The 15,496-nt window shown below is 48.6% G+C and carries 14 protein-coding genes; 10 read left to right on the top strand and 4 right to left on the bottom strand.

Translation table 11 applies throughout. The features are described 5' to 3' along the window. The first annotated feature begins 68 nt into the window (after nt 1-68). Both envC and ACZRKO_RS21225 read left to right on the top strand, forming a co-directional pair. Nucleotides 69-1,334 carry a murein hydrolase activator EnvC gene (gene envC / locus ACZRKO_RS21220; protein ID WP_463739280.1) on the top strand — a complete coding sequence of 422 codons (1,266 nt, stop codon included), beginning with the start codon at nt 69-71 and terminating at the stop codon, nt 1,332-1,334. A 2-nt stretch (nt 1,335-1,336) separates the two neighbouring features. Further along, the gene (locus ACZRKO_RS21225; protein ID WP_463739224.1) at nt 1,337-2,263 is read left to right on the top strand and encodes a divergent polysaccharide deacetylase family protein; all 927 of its coding nucleotides are present in this window, start codon (nt 1,337-1,339) and stop codon (nt 2,261-2,263) included. A 65-nt stretch (nt 2,264-2,328) separates the two neighbouring features. Here the strand turns inward: ACZRKO_RS21225 and tdh are convergent, their stop codons facing one another. Next, nucleotides 2,329-3,354, bottom strand: a complete 1,026-nt coding sequence (gene tdh, locus ACZRKO_RS21230; RefSeq protein WP_463739225.1) for an L-threonine 3-dehydrogenase — start codon at nt 3,352-3,354, stop codon at nt 2,329-2,331. Nucleotides 3,355-3,363: 9 nt separating this feature from the next. Then, the gene (kbl, locus tag ACZRKO_RS21235) at nt 3,364-4,560 is read right to left on the bottom strand and encodes a glycine C-acetyltransferase (protein WP_463739226.1); all 1,197 of its coding nucleotides are present in this window, start codon (nt 4,558-4,560) and stop codon (nt 3,364-3,366) included. Between the two features lie 243 nt (nt 4,561-4,803). Between kbl and rfaD the strand changes: the two genes are divergently transcribed. From rfaD to ACZRKO_RS21260, 5 genes are all read left to right on the top strand, one after another. Then, the gene (gene rfaD, locus ACZRKO_RS21240) at nt 4,804-5,736 is read left to right on the top strand and encodes an ADP-glyceromanno-heptose 6-epimerase (RefSeq protein WP_463739227.1); all 933 of its coding nucleotides are present in this window, start codon (nt 4,804-4,806) and stop codon (nt 5,734-5,736) included. A 47-nt stretch (nt 5,737-5,783) separates the two neighbouring features. Next, nucleotides 5,784-6,845 (top strand): ADP-heptose--LPS heptosyltransferase RfaF, encoded by a 1,062-nt coding sequence (gene rfaF, locus ACZRKO_RS21245; RefSeq protein WP_463739228.1) that lies wholly within the window; start codon nt 5,784-5,786, stop codon nt 6,843-6,845. Next, nucleotides 6,833-7,801, top strand: coding sequence for a lipopolysaccharide heptosyltransferase RfaC (gene rfaC, locus ACZRKO_RS21250; RefSeq protein ID WP_463739229.1), 969 nt, complete (start codon nt 6,833-6,835; stop codon nt 7,799-7,801). The genes rfaF and rfaC overlap by 13 nt, the downstream gene beginning before the upstream one ends. An 80-nt stretch (nt 7,802-7,881) precedes the next feature. Continuing rightward, complete coding sequence (locus tag ACZRKO_RS21255) at nt 7,882-8,715, top strand: sugar glycosyltransferase (protein WP_463739230.1); 834 nt, start codon at nt 7,882-7,884, stop codon at nt 8,713-8,715. After that, entirely contained in the window at nt 8,690-9,871 is a 1,182-nt protein-coding gene (locus tag ACZRKO_RS21260) for an O-antigen ligase family protein (RefSeq protein WP_463739231.1), read from the top strand. Before ACZRKO_RS21255 ends, ACZRKO_RS21260 begins: the two co-directional genes overlap by 26 nt. Before the next feature lie 32 nt (nt 9,872-9,903). On the opposite strand, the gene ACZRKO_RS21265 is transcribed toward ACZRKO_RS21260, so the two are convergent. Further along, nucleotides 9,904-11,004, bottom strand: a complete 1,101-nt coding sequence (locus ACZRKO_RS21265) for a glycosyltransferase family 9 protein (protein ID WP_463739232.1) — start codon at nt 11,002-11,004, stop codon at nt 9,904-9,906. Between the two features lies 1 nt (nt 11,005). Continuing rightward, nucleotides 11,006-11,962, bottom strand: a complete 957-nt coding sequence (locus ACZRKO_RS21270; RefSeq protein WP_463739233.1) for a polysaccharide deacetylase family protein — start codon at nt 11,960-11,962, stop codon at nt 11,006-11,008. Between the two features lie 205 nt (nt 11,963-12,167). On the opposite strand from ACZRKO_RS21270, the gene rfaQ reads away from it, so the two are divergent. The 3 genes from rfaQ to ACZRKO_RS21285 are packed head-to-tail and all read left to right on the top strand — an operon-like array spanning nt 12,168 to nt 15,477. Continuing rightward, complete coding sequence (gene rfaQ / locus ACZRKO_RS21275; protein WP_463739234.1) at nt 12,168-13,250, top strand: putative lipopolysaccharide heptosyltransferase III; 1,083 nt, start codon at nt 12,168-12,170, stop codon at nt 13,248-13,250. Then, nucleotides 13,247-14,374: a glycosyltransferase family 4 protein gene (locus ACZRKO_RS21280; protein ID WP_463739235.1), complete on the top strand. Its 1,128-nt coding sequence runs from the start codon at nt 13,247-13,249 to the stop codon at nt 14,372-14,374. The genes rfaQ and ACZRKO_RS21280 overlap by 4 nt, the downstream gene beginning before the upstream one ends. A gap of 2 nt (nt 14,375-14,376) precedes the next feature. Then, nucleotides 14,377-15,477: a glycosyltransferase gene (locus ACZRKO_RS21285; RefSeq protein ID WP_463739236.1), complete on the top strand. Its 1,101-nt coding sequence runs from the start codon at nt 14,377-14,379 to the stop codon at nt 15,475-15,477. Nucleotides 15,478-15,496: the final 19 nt, after the last annotated feature.

Genomic DNA, 15,496 nt, shown 5'->3' on the forward strand with positions numbered 1-15,496 from the left:
CCAGATTGTCTATCATCCACGGTCGGCAAGCAGGAAAAAGTTTGAGCAAATTCATTATTTTCAGCGCAATGAGAAACCGCCTTTCTGCCAAAGAAAAGGCCACTTCGGGGATCCCGGCGTCGACCCTTTTGCTCTGCGCCTCGTTGCTCGTTCCCTCTTTGGCTGCTCATGCTGATGACAATAAAGATCAGCTTAAAACCCTCCAGCAAAGCATTGCCGAAAAAGAGAAAAGCGTTAAGCAGCAGAAGCAACAACGCGGCTCTTTGCAGCAACAGCTGCAGGCACAGGAAAAAATCATCGCCTCGGCCAGCCGTGGATTACGTGATACCCAGTCGGCCTTATCGACACTCGGTAAAGATATTTCCAGCCTGAATGCCTCAATAGAGAAACTGCAAAAACAGCAAAAAAGTCAGGAAGCCATTCTGGCGAAACAGCTCGATGCCGCTTTCCGCGTCGGCCAGCACAGTGGTTTGCAGCTGCTCCTCAGCGGTGAAGAGAGCGAGCGCAGCGAACGCATCCTGGCCTATTTCGGTTATTTCAACGAAGCGCGTCAGAAATCCATCGAAGAACTGAAGCAAACGCGAACCGATCTCGCTTCGCAGCGTGTCACACTGCAATCAAAACAAACTCAGCAGAAAAGCGTGCTCAACGAGCAGCAAACTCAGCAACAGAAGCTGGAGCAGGCCCGTGCCGCCAGAAAACAGACCCTGACCGCACTGGAAAGCGCATTGCAAAAAGATGAGCAAAGTCTGGCTGAGCTACGCGCCAACGAAACTCGTCTGCGTGACAAAATTGCCGCTGCCGAACGCGCCGCCCGCGCCCGCGCGGAGAAAGAGGCGAAAGAGGCCGCCGCGGTCCGCGCCAAAGAACAGCAGGCGAAGAAAAAAGGCTCAACCTACAAACCGACGCAGGGCGAACAGGCTCTGGTATCCCGCACCGGCGGTCTCGGCCGACCTGCAGGCCAGGATATGTGGCCAGTACGCGGGTCTGTTCTGCACCGCTTCGGCGAACAGTTGCAGGGGGAACTACGCTGGAAAGGCATCGTCATTTCAGCCCGTGAAGGCAGCGAAGTGAAAGCCATTGCCGATGGCCGCGTTCTGCTGGCCGACTGGCTGCAAGGCTACGGTCTGGTGGTGGTCATTGAACACGGCAAAGGCGATATGAGCCTGTATGGTTACAACCAAAGCGCACTGGTGAATGTGGGTGACCAGGTGAAATCTGGTCAGGCCATTGCACTCGTGGGCACCAGCGGCGGTCAGGGCCAGCCATCGCTGTATTTCGAAATTCGTCGTCAGGGCCAGGCCGTTAACCCACAGCCGTGGTTGGGAAGATAGCATTGCGATATAAAAAGTCCGTTTTAGCCGCACTTTGTGGCACAGCCCTGTTTGCCTGCCAGGCACAGGCTGCGAAGTTAGCCATTCTTATTGATGATTTCGGTTACCGCCAGCAAAACGAAAATCAGGTGTTGCAGATGCCGAAGGCTGTCTCCATCGCGATTTTCCCTAATGCTCCGGATACGCGCGTGATGATGGAAAAAGCCCACCAACAGGGCCGTGAAATTCTGATCCATCTTCCAATGGCTCCCCTGAGTAAACAGCCGCTGGAAAAAGACACCCTAACGCCGTCAATGAGCCGTGAAGAAGTCAAACGCATTGTCGACAAAGCCATCGCCAGCGTGCCCTACGCCGTCGGGATCAACAACCATATGGGCAGCGCGATGACCTCCAGTCTGTCAGGTATGGAAAATGTGATGCAAGCGATGAACGCGCATAACCTGTTTTTCCTCGACAGCATGACGATTGGCAATACCAAATCCGTGCAGGCCGCGGCCGGAACGCGGGTTCAGGTGATTAAACGCAACGTCTTTTTAGACGATGTGCAGAACGAAGCCGAGATCCGCCGTCAGTTCGAGCGCGCAATTGCCCTGGCGCGGCGCAACGGTTACGCCATTGCCATCGGCCACCCGCACCCGACTACGGTGCGCGTTCTGCAACAAATGCTGCCCAATTTACCGTCTGACATTGTGCTGGTTCGCCCAAGCGATCTGCTGAATGAGCCGACGCGCAGCGCGCCTTTAGGCAAGAGCCCGATCAAGGTCACTGCGCCTAAAAGCGTGTTCAAAGGTGTACGAGTCTGTTCTGTTAAACAACCTCCTGCCCCGATCTATGCGGACGTAATGTTTAAAACCCTGGGTGAAAGCATCGCGCAACTTCCTGCCGTCACTTTCGTTGAGCGCACCTGGAACACTTGGTTTGCCAAGTAGCCCTGAGTGAAAGTCACGAAAACAAAGGCCAGCTTAGCTGGCCTTTGTTGTTTCTGATGAGGTGTTTACTGCCAGTCGAGGATCACCTTACCCGACTGCCCGGAGCGCATCGCGTCAAAGCCTTTCTGGAAATCGTCGATAGGAAAATGATGAGTAATAAGCGGCGTGAGATCCAGGCCAGACTGGATCAGGGCCGCCATTTTGTACCAGGTTTCAAACATCTCACGGCCATAAATTCCCTTGATAAACAGACCTTTGAAAATAACCTGATTCCAGTCTATCGACATATCTGATGGCGGAATGCCCAGCAAAGCAATGCGGCCGCCGTGATTCATCGCATTGAGCATTGTGCGGAAGGCTGGCGGCGCACCGGACATTTCCAGGCCTACATCAAACCCTTCGGTCATCCCCAGTTCAGCCATCACCTGCTCGAGGTTTTCGTTTTTCACGTTAACCGCACGAGTAACGCCCATTTTGCGCGCCAGAGCCAGACGGTACTCATTCATATCGGTGATAACGACATGACGCGCGCCGACGTGTTTACAAATCGCCGCCGCCATGATGCCAATCGGCCCGGCCCCACAGACCAATACATCTTCACCCACCAAGTCAAATGAGAGTGCGGTATGCACGGCGTTGCCCAGTGGGTCAAAAATCGCCGCAAGGTCATCAGAAATATTGTCGGGAATTTTGAAGGCGTTAAAGGCGGGCAGTACCAGATATTCGGCAAATGCCCCCGGGCGATTCACGCCCACGCCCTGCGTGTTACGGCACAAATGAGTACGTCCACCACGGCAGTTACGGCAATGTCCGCAGGTGATATGTCCTTCACCGGACACGCGGTCACCCACCGTAAAGCCTTTTACTTCCTGACCAATACCGACCACTTCACCCACATATTCATGCCCAACCACCATCGGAACCGGAATAGTTTTTTGCGACCACTCATCCCAGTTATAGATATGTACGTCAGTACCACAAATGGCGGTCTTACGGATTTTAATCAGCAGGTCGTTATGGCCCAGTTCCGGCACCGGTGCATCGGTCATCCAGATGCCTTCTTCACGCTTTAACTTCGCTAACGCTTTCATGTGGCTTCCTCAGGCAATAACGCCAAGCTTTTTACCAATGCGGGTGAAGGCGTCCACTGCCTGTTCGATTTGTTCTTTGCTGTGCGCGGCAGACATCTGAGTGCGAATACGGGCCTGCCCTTTGGGCACCACAGGGAAGAAGAAGCCTGTGACGTAGATACCTTCATGTTGCAACAGAGAGGCAAACTCCTGCGCCAGCTTGGCGTCGCCCAACATGACCGGAATTATCGCGTGATCGGCACCGGCCAGCGTAAATCCCGCAGCGGTCATTTTTTCGCGAAATAGCTGCGCGTTACTCATCACACGCTGTCGCAGTTCGTTGCCCTCTTCGAGCATAGACAGCACTTTCAGCGAAGCGGCGACAATTGACGGAGCGAGAGAGTTGGAGAAAAGATATGGGCGGGAACGCTGACGCAGCCAGTCGATGACTTCTTTACGCGCTGCGGTATAACCGCCTGAAGCCCCACCCAGCGCCTTGCCGAGCGTGCCGGTGATAATGTCAACTCTGCCGATCACGTCACAATATTCATGCGTTCCGCGACCGTGCTCGCCGACAAAACCGACGGCGTGTGAATCATCAACCATCACCAGCGCGTCATAACGCTCGGCCAAATCGCAGATACCGCCCAAATTGGCGATAACGCCATCCATCGAAAATACGCCATCCGTAGCGACCAGGATGTGTCGCGCGCCTTCAGCTTTGGCTTTTTCTAAACAGGCTTCAAGTTCAGCCATGTCGTTATTGGCATACCGGTAGCGCTTGGCCTTACATAAGCGCACACCGTCGATAATCGACGCATGGTTGAGCGCATCGGAAATAATGGCATCTTCGGCGCCAAGCAAAGTTTCGAACAGTCCGCCGTTGGCATCAAAACAAGAGGAATAAAGGATTGCATCGTCCATGCACAGGAAATCTGCCAGACGGCTTTCCAGCTCTTTATGCGTATCCTGCGTCCCGCAGATAAAGCGTACTGAAGCCATGCCAAAGCCGTGGCTGTCGAGGCCCGCCTTGGCGGCAGCGATCAGTTCTGGATGATTGGCTAAGCCGAGGTAATTATTGGCGCAAAAATTGATGACCGGTTGCCCTCCGGCCACGGTGATCTTCGCCTGCTGAGCGGAAGTCAGAATTCGCTCTTCCTTAAACAGACCATCAGCACGAGCCTGATCGAGATCTTCTTCCAACTGGCGATAAAACGAAGCGGACATAACGTTATCTCCTGAAAATGACTCATTCGTCAGATACATTACTAATCCGCCTAAGGAATAACGAGGGAAGCCGCCAGAATATCTTCGTTTTGCAGCATAGTTCACGCCTTAAGTTCAGATACACAAGAATACGACTTATCGGATAGCTTCCCAATGTAGCCTGCATAATGAAGTGTTATGATATTGCCAACTGTATAAGTCACGCATGGTGCGTGATTTTCTAAATGATTAAAGGTGAGTCCCATGATAATCGTCACTGGCGGCGCTGGTTTTATCGGCAGCAACATCATTAAATCTCTTAATGAGATGGGATACCGCGATATTTTAGTGGTTGATAACCTGAAAGACGGCACCAAGTTCGTCAATCTTGTCGATCTGGATATCGCGGATTACTGCGACAAAGAAGATTTCATTGCCAGCATTGTCGCGGGCGATGATCTTGGTGAAATCGACGCTATCTTCCATGAAGGTGCCTGCTCTTCCACGACTGAGTGGGATGGCAAGTACATGATGGATAACAATTATCAGTACTCGAAAGATATTCTGCATTTCTGTTTAGATCGCGGCATTCCATTCCTTTATGCTTCTTCCGCAGCGACTTACGGCAGCCAGAGCACCAGCTTTGTTGAAGACCGTAAATATGAACAACCGCTGAACGTTTACGGCTACTCCAAATTCCTGTTTGACCAGTATGTGCGTGACATTCTGCCGCAGGCTGAGTCACAAATTTGTGGTTTCCGTTACTTCAACGTATACGGTCCGCGTGAAGGCCATAAAGGCAGCATGGCAAGCGTGGCATTCCATCTGAACAACCAGATCAATGCCGGTGAAAATCCAAAACTGTTCGCAGGCAGCGAAGGGTTCAAGCGTGATTTCATCTACGTCGGCGACGTGGCAGCGGTCAATCTGTGGTTCTGGCAAAACGGAGTTTCCGGTATTTTCAACTGCGGAACCGGCCGTTCAGAATCCTTCCAGGCCGTCGCGGAAGCGGTGATCGCACACCACAAAACCGGTCATATCGAAACCATTCCATTCCCTGAAAAACTCAAAGGTCGCTACCAGTCCTTTACGCAGGCAGATATGTCAGCCCTGCGCGCTGCGGGTTATGACAAACCGTTCAAAACCGTGGCTGAAGGCGTAGCTGAATACATGGCCTGGCTTAACCGCACGGCATAATGCGCGTTGAGTAACGTATTAAGCGTTAGCTGAGGAATGAGTACGGAATGAAAATGCTGGTCATTGGCCCTTCCTGGGTGGGCGACATGATGATGTCGCAAAGTCTTTATCGCACCATTAAGGCCATTGAGCCAGCGGCAGACATTGATGTCATGGCGCCCGCGTGGTGCCGGCCTCTGCTCGACAGAATGCCGGAAGTCAGCCGCGCACTGCCAATGCCTCTGGGCCACGGCGCTCTGGAGTTAGGTGAACGCCGCCGTTTGGGGATCTCGCTACGCGATAACCGTTATCAACGTGCCTTCGTGCTGCCGAACTCTTTCAAGTCTGCGCTGGTGCCCTTCTTTGCTCACATTCCTCAGCGTACCGGCTGGCGCGGCGAAATGCGTTACGGTTTGCTTAACGACCTGCGCGTGCTGGATAAAGAAGCCTTTCCTCTGATGGTTCAGCGTTATGTTGCGCTGGCCCACGAAGCAGGAAAGATAAAATCCGCAGCGGATTTGCCCGAACCTCTACTCTGGCCACAGTTGCAGGTTGGAGAAGGTGAGATTGCAGCCATCAGCGAACAGTTTTCGCTTCCGACTTCCCGCCCGATCATTGGCTTCTGCCCCGGCGCAGAGTTTGGCCCCGCGAAGCGCTGGCCGCATTATCATTACGCAGCATTAGCGCAAAAATTGATTGCTGAGGGTTATCAGGTTGTTCTCTTTGGTTCGGCCAAAGATCACCCTGCAGGTGAAGATATTCGCCTGTCACTGCCTGAGCAAGCTCAGGCATTTTGTATGAATCTGGCGGGTACTACCTCGCTCGATCAGGCCGTTGTGCTGATTGCCGCCTGTGATGCCGTAGTCAGTAATGACTCAGGTCTGATGCACGTTGCCGCCGCGCTGAACAAGCCTTTAGTCGCGCTTTACGGGCCCAGCAGCCCCGACTTTACGCCACCACTCAGCCAACATGCCAAAGTCATTCGCCTGATCACCGGCTATCACAAAGTGCGTAAAGGCGATGCCGGGCAGGGCTATCATCAGAGCTTGATCGACATTCAACCCGATCAGGTTTATCAGGAATTGTCACAACTTTTGACTACAGGAAAGGAGCGGGAATGCGGGTATTGATCGTCAAAACGTCGTCCATGGGCGATGTTCTGCATACGCTTCCGGCCTTAACCGATGCAATGAATGCCATCCCCGGTATCTCGTTTGACTGGGTAGTTGAAGAGGGGTTCGTACAGATCCCCAGCTGGCACCCGGCTGTCGACAAAGTGATACCGGTAGCTATCCGCCGCTGGCGAAAAAACTGGTTTGGTTCTGAAACCCGCCAGCAACGCTGTGACTTTAAAAGAGAATTACAGTCGCGCACCTATGATGCAGTTATTGACGCTCAGGGACTGATTAAAAGTGCCGCGCTGATCACCCGCGTAGCCAAAGGCAAAAAACACGGTCAGGATGCAAAAAGTGCCCGCGAGCCTTTTGCCAGTTGGTTCTTCAACCAGCGACATGACATCGATAAAAAGCAGCATGCGGTAGAACGCACTCGAGAACTTTTCGCAAAAAGTTTGGGCTACGTAAAACCCTCAACACAGGGCGATTACGCCATTGCGTCACGCTTTTTGTCGCAACTTCCGGCAGATGCCAACCACTATCTGGTCTTTCTCCATGCCACGACCCGTGCTGATAAACATTGGCCTGAGAGTCACTGGCGTGAGCTGATAGGATCACTGGAAGGCAGCAATATTCGTATCAAACTGCCTTGGGGCGCTGAACATGAATACCAGCGGGCGCTGAGGCTCGCCGAAGGTTTTGATTATGTTGAAGTTTTGACAAAGCTTAGCCTTCAACAGGTCGCGGAGATTCTGGCCGGCGCAAAGGCCGTTGTTTCAGTCGATACCGGCCTGAGCCATCTCACCGCCGCCCTCGACCGCCCAAATATCACCCTTTATGGCCCTACAGATCCGGGTTTGATTGGGGGTTATGGGAGGAATCAAATTACCTGCCGCCCTGAAACAGGTAATTCAATATCGGACATTACAGCGCAGCAGGTTAAGACATTACTTGATAAGGAGATCGTCTAAAAGTGGGCTCCTTCTTTAAGCAGCTATACCGTTATACTCATCCCCGTGCGTACAGGCACAATGAGAATTTATGGCCACATTTGAAGATTACCCGTGCCGAAACGGGTCAAATCAATGCGTTGAAATATCGGGGGGAGGCTATCCGCCTCGCGGATTTATCCGCTTTACGTGGGAAATTCTCTGGGTCGATTATGCTTGCGGCTACAGGTCCATCAATAAATGAGATCGATTTCAGCCAGCATCCCTCCTTGCCCGCCATAGGCGTTAACGGCGCCTGGTCATTGGATAAGTTTTTAGATTTCTCATTCTATGTGGTTGTCGATATGGGTTTTTTTGACAGCAGACCCGAGATAATTTTACAAATAATAAATACTGCTGAACTGACGTTTTTTACGACGGCCCATGGTATTGCCAGAATTATTGACAACTTTGGTTCAGAAAATATCCGTTGTAGTTTAGCCCTCATTGAAGATGCGGCATTTAAAATATATCAACTATCATTAAAACCGATGGAATTGAAAAGTCATTACCTGAATGCATCGGATACTTATTTTCATCCTCACCGTGAGGATATAGGCTTTGCATTAGATATCCGACATGGAGTCTTTGATACCGGCACTGTGGCGTATTGGGCACTCCAAATCATCGCATTTCTTGGTTACACACAAATATTTATTATTGGTCTTGATATGAATAACTTTGATAAGCCTCGTTTCTATGAGGCTGATAATAACAAATTGCCGACTAATCTTGAACGGATTATAGAAGGAACTATTTTTCCCGCGCTGGATCATGCAAGCCGAGTACTTAAGGAACAAGAAACGGAAGTTATCAACCTTTCAGTTAATAGCTCAATTCCCACCAAAATATTCCAGAAGGCCGGATATAATGATACGTTCATTAAAAAGAATTGACACTGAACGGCTGTATTATTTTTTATTTACTTCCTTTATTTTCTTGAGCGCAGTTTTTTGTGGCTACACGCGAGTGAACAATGTGTTCCATTTGTCAGCCTTAACGTTCACACTGACATTGTGTGCAAAGAAAAAGTTCAGAGACCATCTTTTTCAGAATAAAACATTCGTCCGCGGCATAATATTATCAACGGCCTTCTTGTTATTCTTTTCGCTGAGTAACCTTTGGGGCGAAAATCCAAAAAACACAGAATCCGCATTAACTCATAGCTTATACTTGGTCGTTTTCCTTGCCATGCTGGTCACTTTATACAACAGTGATAAGCGTGCTTTGGCCATAGACGCGACAATATTCGGCTTCGTGATACTTGCTATCTATTTAATACTTGTCGATTATCAACACCTTCTTATCAATAGATTAAACATCAGCCACTCTCCGGGCCCAAGCAATGTGATTGACGTCGGGGGATATTTTGCGATCGGCATCATATTGTCATTTATCTCATTTAAAGATTCGAAAAAACATATTTATATTTATACGGCATTTGTATTATTTATCGCTTTATTGCTGACCCAAAGTCGTGGCCCACTTATTGGACTGCTTATTTCTCTGGCGATCACCTCCCATTATACAATTTTTACAAAAAAGAATGTTCCTTATTATCTACTGGCAATCGTCGTTATTGCGGTAGTTCTTTTTTATAGCGGCATCACTGAGATGGTACTGAAACGTTTTGAAGAGTTAACAACTCAGATCTATCTGCGCACAAGTATTTGGGAACACTCATATGAAATCATTAAACAGGCTCCTCTGCTGGGTTATGGGTTTGAAAAAGAGCTGAGTTTTATCAACTACAGTGGCGAGCACATCACTACGACCCATAGTTTATATCTGGGTGTTCTACTTAAAGGGGGTATTGTCGGTTTGGCTATATTCCTGAGTTTGCTATTCTATGGGTTTTTACGGGCAATACATTTCATTAGAAATGAGAAAAGGCTTGAAGCTGCTCTCTTTCTCTTTACGCTTATTTTTTATCTCTCACAGGGAATTTTCAACATTAGCAATCCCAGTGAGGCGTGGTATCTATTTTGGTTCCCACTTGGAATAATGATGTCAAATATCCCACAGAAGAATCAAGGCGATTCTGTAAACTGAATGAACGAAGAGAGGGGGAACCCTCTCTTCGTTCATTGGCTTTTAGAAAGCAGGGATGTGATTCTTTCTAATACTTCGCCGGCACCAATAACAGATAAGGGTTGCTCGAGAGAAGTGGAATTCTGCTTAGCTGCCTCGTAAGGGACCTGCAAAATCTGATGCAATTCAGGATCCTGATAAGGGCCGGTATGAGAAGGATTCGCTGTAACAAATAAGCTTAAAGTGCGGGTCTTGAGAGCGACGGCCAGATGCAAAGGCCCGGTATCCCCGGTTACCAGAATATCTACGTTTTTCAAAATCCCCAGTAACGTCTTAAGATTTGTTTTCCCGATATAGCTGACCACGATACTTTTTGCACTTTCAGGAAGAGCGTTAAAAAAATCTTGCTCATGTCCTTTTTCTTTATTTGTGCCAATAAGGACTATCCGATATTCAGAACCAAGCAGAGATAATTTCTCAGCAAGTTCAACAAAACGAATTACCGGCCAGCACCTCATTTTTTCTGACGCACCCATCTGAAAACCAATAAATATTTTTGAGGTATCCTTAACAACTTCAGGAAAACTTACCGGAATAAACATTTCTTTGTCTGAGACATCACAATTTAATAACTTCAGCAGTTCCAACTTGCGCTGGATAAGATGTCCATCAAATAAAATAGGAGAGTTTACTATCCATTTTTCCATCCCCGTTGTTTTGTTCCCATAAACATCTTTAAATACGTACTCGCACCCTGCCATCACCGCACTGAGCACATCATAAGGTGCTTTAGAATGGAGGATAATCGCCAGCTCAGGTTTACTTTTCTTGAGAGATGAAACTAACCCGGTGATATCTTTTATCTTTTCGTCCCAATACACAACCTGTTGAAAATAGGCACAATCAGAAACCAGTCCTCTATTTTTTTCGCTTGAAACCAACGTGATAAAAGCGTCCGGATAACGGTGCCTGATGGCTTTGATTGCAGGGGTGTTAAACATCAAATCACCCAATGCCGTCGTCGAATAAATAATGATACTGCGGAAATCCCTTGCTGAATCAAATGACTCTTTTGTTTTAAGGCGCTTATTGAAAAAGACAAACCCTTCTAAAAATAGGTTTGCCAACGCCGTTTTCCACTTTTTCTTAGACATCTTAATTCACTTTCTTTTGATAATATTCAGCCAGTGTCATACCGACAGTGCGTTCACTGAGCCAGTTAAACAGACTTTCCAGGTCCCGGTATAATCCTTCTATATCCTCTTGCGTCTTAAACGTCGGGCTGCCGCCTGGCATGAACTCGGAAGAGTGCAGCATAAACTCTACAAAATCATGTCCTTCGGCCAGGCTTTTCGCCGCTACCTTCTGCATACTTTCAGCGTTACCTCCGGAAGGTCGCAGCCAGTGCACAGAGTGAGGTCGAGTTTTCCCGCGCAAGGTATTTACGCCCTGTTTCAGGCTGTTTATCCAGCCAGGATATTTGTACTGAATACTCATCGGGACTTCGAGCAGACTGGAGTGACCTGATTGAGCAATATTTTCCGGATCAATGAAATAGGCGTTTGACGGAAAATGACGATAATCCGTCCCTCCCTTCCCCTGAGGTGCACCTGGCGAGGATTGCCAGTTCACTTTGGGTGTCACGGAGCAATCAATCTGATAACCAAACTCCAGCAATAAAGAGACATAGTATTCATCAAGCGCCCAGCGTCCTGCACGGTGGCTTAACATTTTCGTTTGGAAAGTCTCTTCAAGCAGCCGGGTCATATATTCAAATTTTTCGCGAATTTGCTGCCGGGGGAACTCAATCAGATAAGGCTTATGACGCCAGTCATCTTCAGTCAGGGGTGAAAGAGGAGGGCTGTTCCAGGCATGAAGGTGCATACCCACTTCCCCCTGCCCTCGGGCTATCACATCACGCGCAAACTCGACGTACTGGGCATCGCTCGCCATCTCAAAGTTAGTGAGATAAACCGGTTTGAAACCATACTTTTCGCAGAGAGTCTGAAACCTAGGCAGAAAACGCGTATTTTCTGTCAGTATCTCCTGATGGTTCTGCCAAAGGTTGTCGCCTTCGGTATCAATAGTGATGATAAATGCGGGTTTTGTCATAAAACTTGCCTGATAGAGACTCATTGGATTCAGCTGCCAGTGACCGGTTTCGCGGAGAAAGGCAGGAATCGAATTGGACAACGTGTTACACAGTTTGTTGCCTATTCTTTGGTATTTCCCCGCACAAGGCAAGAAAGGCGTCGAAGTATAGCCACATCCTTTACGCTCCTTTAGAATCAGGGTTTGATTTCTCAGACAGTGATGAATGATGACAAACGCCTCTACTCAAAAATCCGTTTCGCCTCCAGGGCGTATTCTCATCATTAAGCTGCGGCATCACGGCGACATGTTGCTGACCACACCGGTCATCAGTACGTTAAAAGCGCATTATCCTGCCGCTGAAATTGACATGTTGATGTATCTTGAAACCAGGGAAATGCTGGCAAGTAATCCGTTGCTCACGACACTATTCACCATTGACCGCACCTGGAAGAAACAAGGAAAACTTGCCCACATGCGTCACGAGACGCAGTTAGTTAAACAACTAATTTCCCGGAAATATGATCTGGTGGTTAATCTTGCCGATCAATGGCGAAGCGCTTTAGTCACCAAGCTAACCGGCGCACCGGTCAGAATTGGTTTTAATTTTCCAAAGCGTAAAGGCAAGCTGTGGCAACACTGCCATACCGATGTAGTCGATGTTTCCCATCACAATACGTTGCATACGGTAGAGCAGAACCTTTCCATACTTGCGCCGCTGGCGCTTAGCCCGCAGGTGAGCCAGGTCACGATGAATTACTCGGCCGATGACCTGTCGAAAGCAGAGCAACTTCTCAGCAACAGTCACATCACCGGTAATTTTGTCATCGTACAACCTACATCTCGCTGGTTCTTTAAATGCTGGACTGATGAAAAGATGGCCGCGACAATCGCAGCTTTGCGGGCTGAAGGTGTCAGCGTCATTCTCACCAGCGGGCCGGCAGAGAATGAATTGAAGATGGTTGATCGCATACTCTCTCTCTGTCCGGATGAACGAGTCTTCTCTTTTGCCGGGCAGTTAACCTTGCGACAACTGGCGGCATTAATCGATAAAGCTGCCTTATTTATTGGCGTTGATTCCGTACCTATGCATATGGCCGCCGCATTAAAAACGCCCCTTGTGGCATTATTTGGTCCTTCAAAGCGTGTCTTCTGGTCGCCATGGCAAGCTGTTGGCACCGTTATCTGGGCCGGTGATTTCTGCCAGCTCCCGGATCCTGACGATATCGACACCCATACCTCTGAACGCTACCTTGATGCGATTCCTGTCCAACCTGTCATCGATGCTGCGAGAGAATTATTGCCATGAAGCATTTCAGACTGGCGCTCGTTCGCCAAAAATATCGTCCGGATGGTGGTGCCGAACGTTTTGTTTCACGCGCACTGGAAGCCTTGGAGGGTCAGGACCTGGATTTAAGCGTCATTACACGTGAATGGCAGGGCGACAGGAATCCTGACTGGCATATTCGCCTCTGTGACCCTGTGAAATGGGGGCGGGTCAGCCGTGAGCGCGGCTTCGCTGAGAGCGCACGCAAGATATGGCAGGAAGAAAAATTCGATATTGTTCAAAGCCATGAACGTATAGCCGGTTGTGATATATATCGCGCTGGTGACGGTGTCCATCGACGCTGGCTGTTGCAGCGCAGTCGTATTATGCCTAAATGGCGCAGTAAGTTACTGATGGCGGACAGATTTCATCGTTATATCATGCAGGCAGAGCGACAGATGTACTCCGCGCCAGAGCTCAAAGCGGTTATTTGTAATGCACAGATGATCAAAAACGAAATCATGGCTGATTTTGGCGTACCAGACGAAAAAATTACGGTCATCTATAATGCTATTGATAATCAAAAATTTTTACCTGCGACAGAGTCAGTGCGGTACCAGCTCCGTCAGCAGTTAGATATTCCTCAAAATGCACATTGCCTGATTTTTGTTGGCTCAGGCTTTGAAAGGAAAGGCTTAGAAGCTGCTATCCGTGCGGTTGCTTTGACAGACAGTTTCCTGCTGGTCGTCGGGCAAGATAAAGATGAAAAGCGCTATCGTGCGCTGGCCAATACGCTGGGTTATGCCAATAGAATCCGCTTTGCCGGCGTGCAGAAGCAGACGTTGCCTTTTTATCAGGCAGCGGATGCCTTATTGCTTCCTACGCTTTACGATCCCTTCCCAAACGTTATTTTAGAAGCTATGTCATGTGGTTTGCCGGTTATCACCAGTGAAACCTGTGGTGGCTCTGAGTTTATTATTCAAGGCGAGAATGGATTTGTTTGTGATGCTCTTGATATACAGAATTTGACCCAATCGATTCGCTCCCTGCCTAACGAGCTATTAGGTTCAACAATGTCTGCGGCAGCCCGAGCCAGAATTATAGAAGAAACACCGGCCCGCCTCTCGGGGCAACTCATCGGCCTCTATAAAAGAATTTTGGATTAACTATGCGCATCTTGATGATTATTGACGGTTTGCCCGGCGGCGGTGCGGAGAAGGTGGTGCTGACGCTATGTCAGGGCATGCAAAAATCCGGTGTTGACGTCAGTCTGATCTCTTTACGTGACATCTGTCATTACACCATCCCTGAGAATATTCATTATAACGTTGTGGCTGACACTTCACGGAGTCCGTGGAGGAAGTTAACAGAGTTATCGCGTCGGGGAAAACAGCTCGATAAGGCTGTTCTCCAAATTGAAGAACAGCGCGGCCGGTTTGACTTAATCCTGTCAAATCTGCACAAAACCGATCGGATCGTTAAAAAAAGCCATCTTTATTCATCAGACCGTGTGTGGTTTTGCATCCACGGTTTTCTTTCTCTCTCTTATCTGGGTCATAGAAAAGGGTGGGATCGCTGGAATAAACGTCGGAAGCTTGCCAGCGTTTATCACAAAAAAAATGTCGTCGCTGTCTCTGATGCTGTGGCCTTAGATTTAAAAGAAAATGTATTGGCAGTTCCGAAAGACCTACGGATTATAAATAATCCTTTCGATATTGCAGAAATAGAGGCATTAGCTAATCATCCATGCGACATGGCAGGTCAGGACTATTTACTGCACGTGGGAAGGTTTCATATTAATAAAAGGCATGACCGACTCCTGGAAGCCTATGCTAAGAGTCGTTTACAAGTTCCTCTCGTATTGATTGGCACAGGAAGTGACAACTATGTCAATGAGATAAAAAAACTGGCTACAACACTGGGTATTGCTGACCGAGTCATATTCGCCGGATTTAAAGCTAATCCGTTCCCCTATATTAAACATGCCAAACAACTTATCCTAAGTTCCGATAGCGAAGGATTCGGGAATGTACTGATTGAGTCACTTATTTGTGGAACGCCGATTGTCAGCACCGCTTGCCCAGGCGGCCCTGCCGAAATAATGGAAAAAACAGGAATGATACAAGGACTGGCGGAAGTCAATGTAGCCTCATTGAGCCAGAAAATAATTGATGTTTATAACAATCCACCGGTTATTGATAAGAGCACACTAAAAATCTACGAAATAACTTATATTTGCGAAAAATATAAAAACCTTGCCAATAGATAAAATAGAAGGCGGACACTCC

Source organism: Ewingella sp. C233 (assembly GCF_055407225.1).

Bases quoted from the DNA above. Each gene is read 5' to 3' on its own strand.
- envC (WP_463739280.1), top strand. From the start codon at position 69: ATGAGAAACCGCCTTTCTGCCAAAGAAAAGGCCACTTCGGGGATCCCG.
- tdh (WP_463739225.1), bottom strand. From the start codon at position 3,354: ATGAAAGCGTTAGCGAAGTTAAAGCGTGAAGAAGGCATCTGGATGACC.
- kbl (WP_463739226.1), bottom strand. From the start codon at position 4,560: ATGTCCGCTTCGTTTTATCGCCAGTTGGAAGAAGATCTCGATCAGGCT.
- rfaD (WP_463739227.1), top strand. From the start codon at position 4,804: ATGATAATCGTCACTGGCGGCGCTGGTTTTATCGGCAGCAACATCATT.
- rfaF (WP_463739228.1), top strand. From the start codon at position 5,784: ATGAAAATGCTGGTCATTGGCCCTTCCTGGGTGGGCGACATGATGATG.
- rfaC (WP_463739229.1), top strand. From the start codon at position 6,833: ATGCGGGTATTGATCGTCAAAACGTCGTCCATGGGCGATGTTCTGCAT.
- ACZRKO_RS21260 (WP_463739231.1), top strand. From the start codon at position 8,690: ATGATACGTTCATTAAAAAGAATTGACACTGAACGGCTGTATTATTTT.
- ACZRKO_RS21265 (WP_463739232.1), bottom strand. From the start codon at position 11,004: ATGTCTAAGAAAAAGTGGAAAACGGCGTTGGCAAACCTATTTTTAGAA.
- ACZRKO_RS21270 (WP_463739233.1), bottom strand. From the start codon at position 11,962: ATGACAAAACCCGCATTTATCATCACTATTGATACCGAAGGCGACAAC.
- rfaQ (WP_463739234.1), top strand. From the start codon at position 12,168: ATGATGACAAACGCCTCTACTCAAAAATCCGTTTCGCCTCCAGGGCGT.
- ACZRKO_RS21280 (WP_463739235.1), top strand. From the start codon at position 13,247: ATGAAGCATTTCAGACTGGCGCTCGTTCGCCAAAAATATCGTCCGGAT.
- ACZRKO_RS21285 (WP_463739236.1), top strand. From the start codon at position 14,377: ATGCGCATCTTGATGATTATTGACGGTTTGCCCGGCGGCGGTGCGGAG.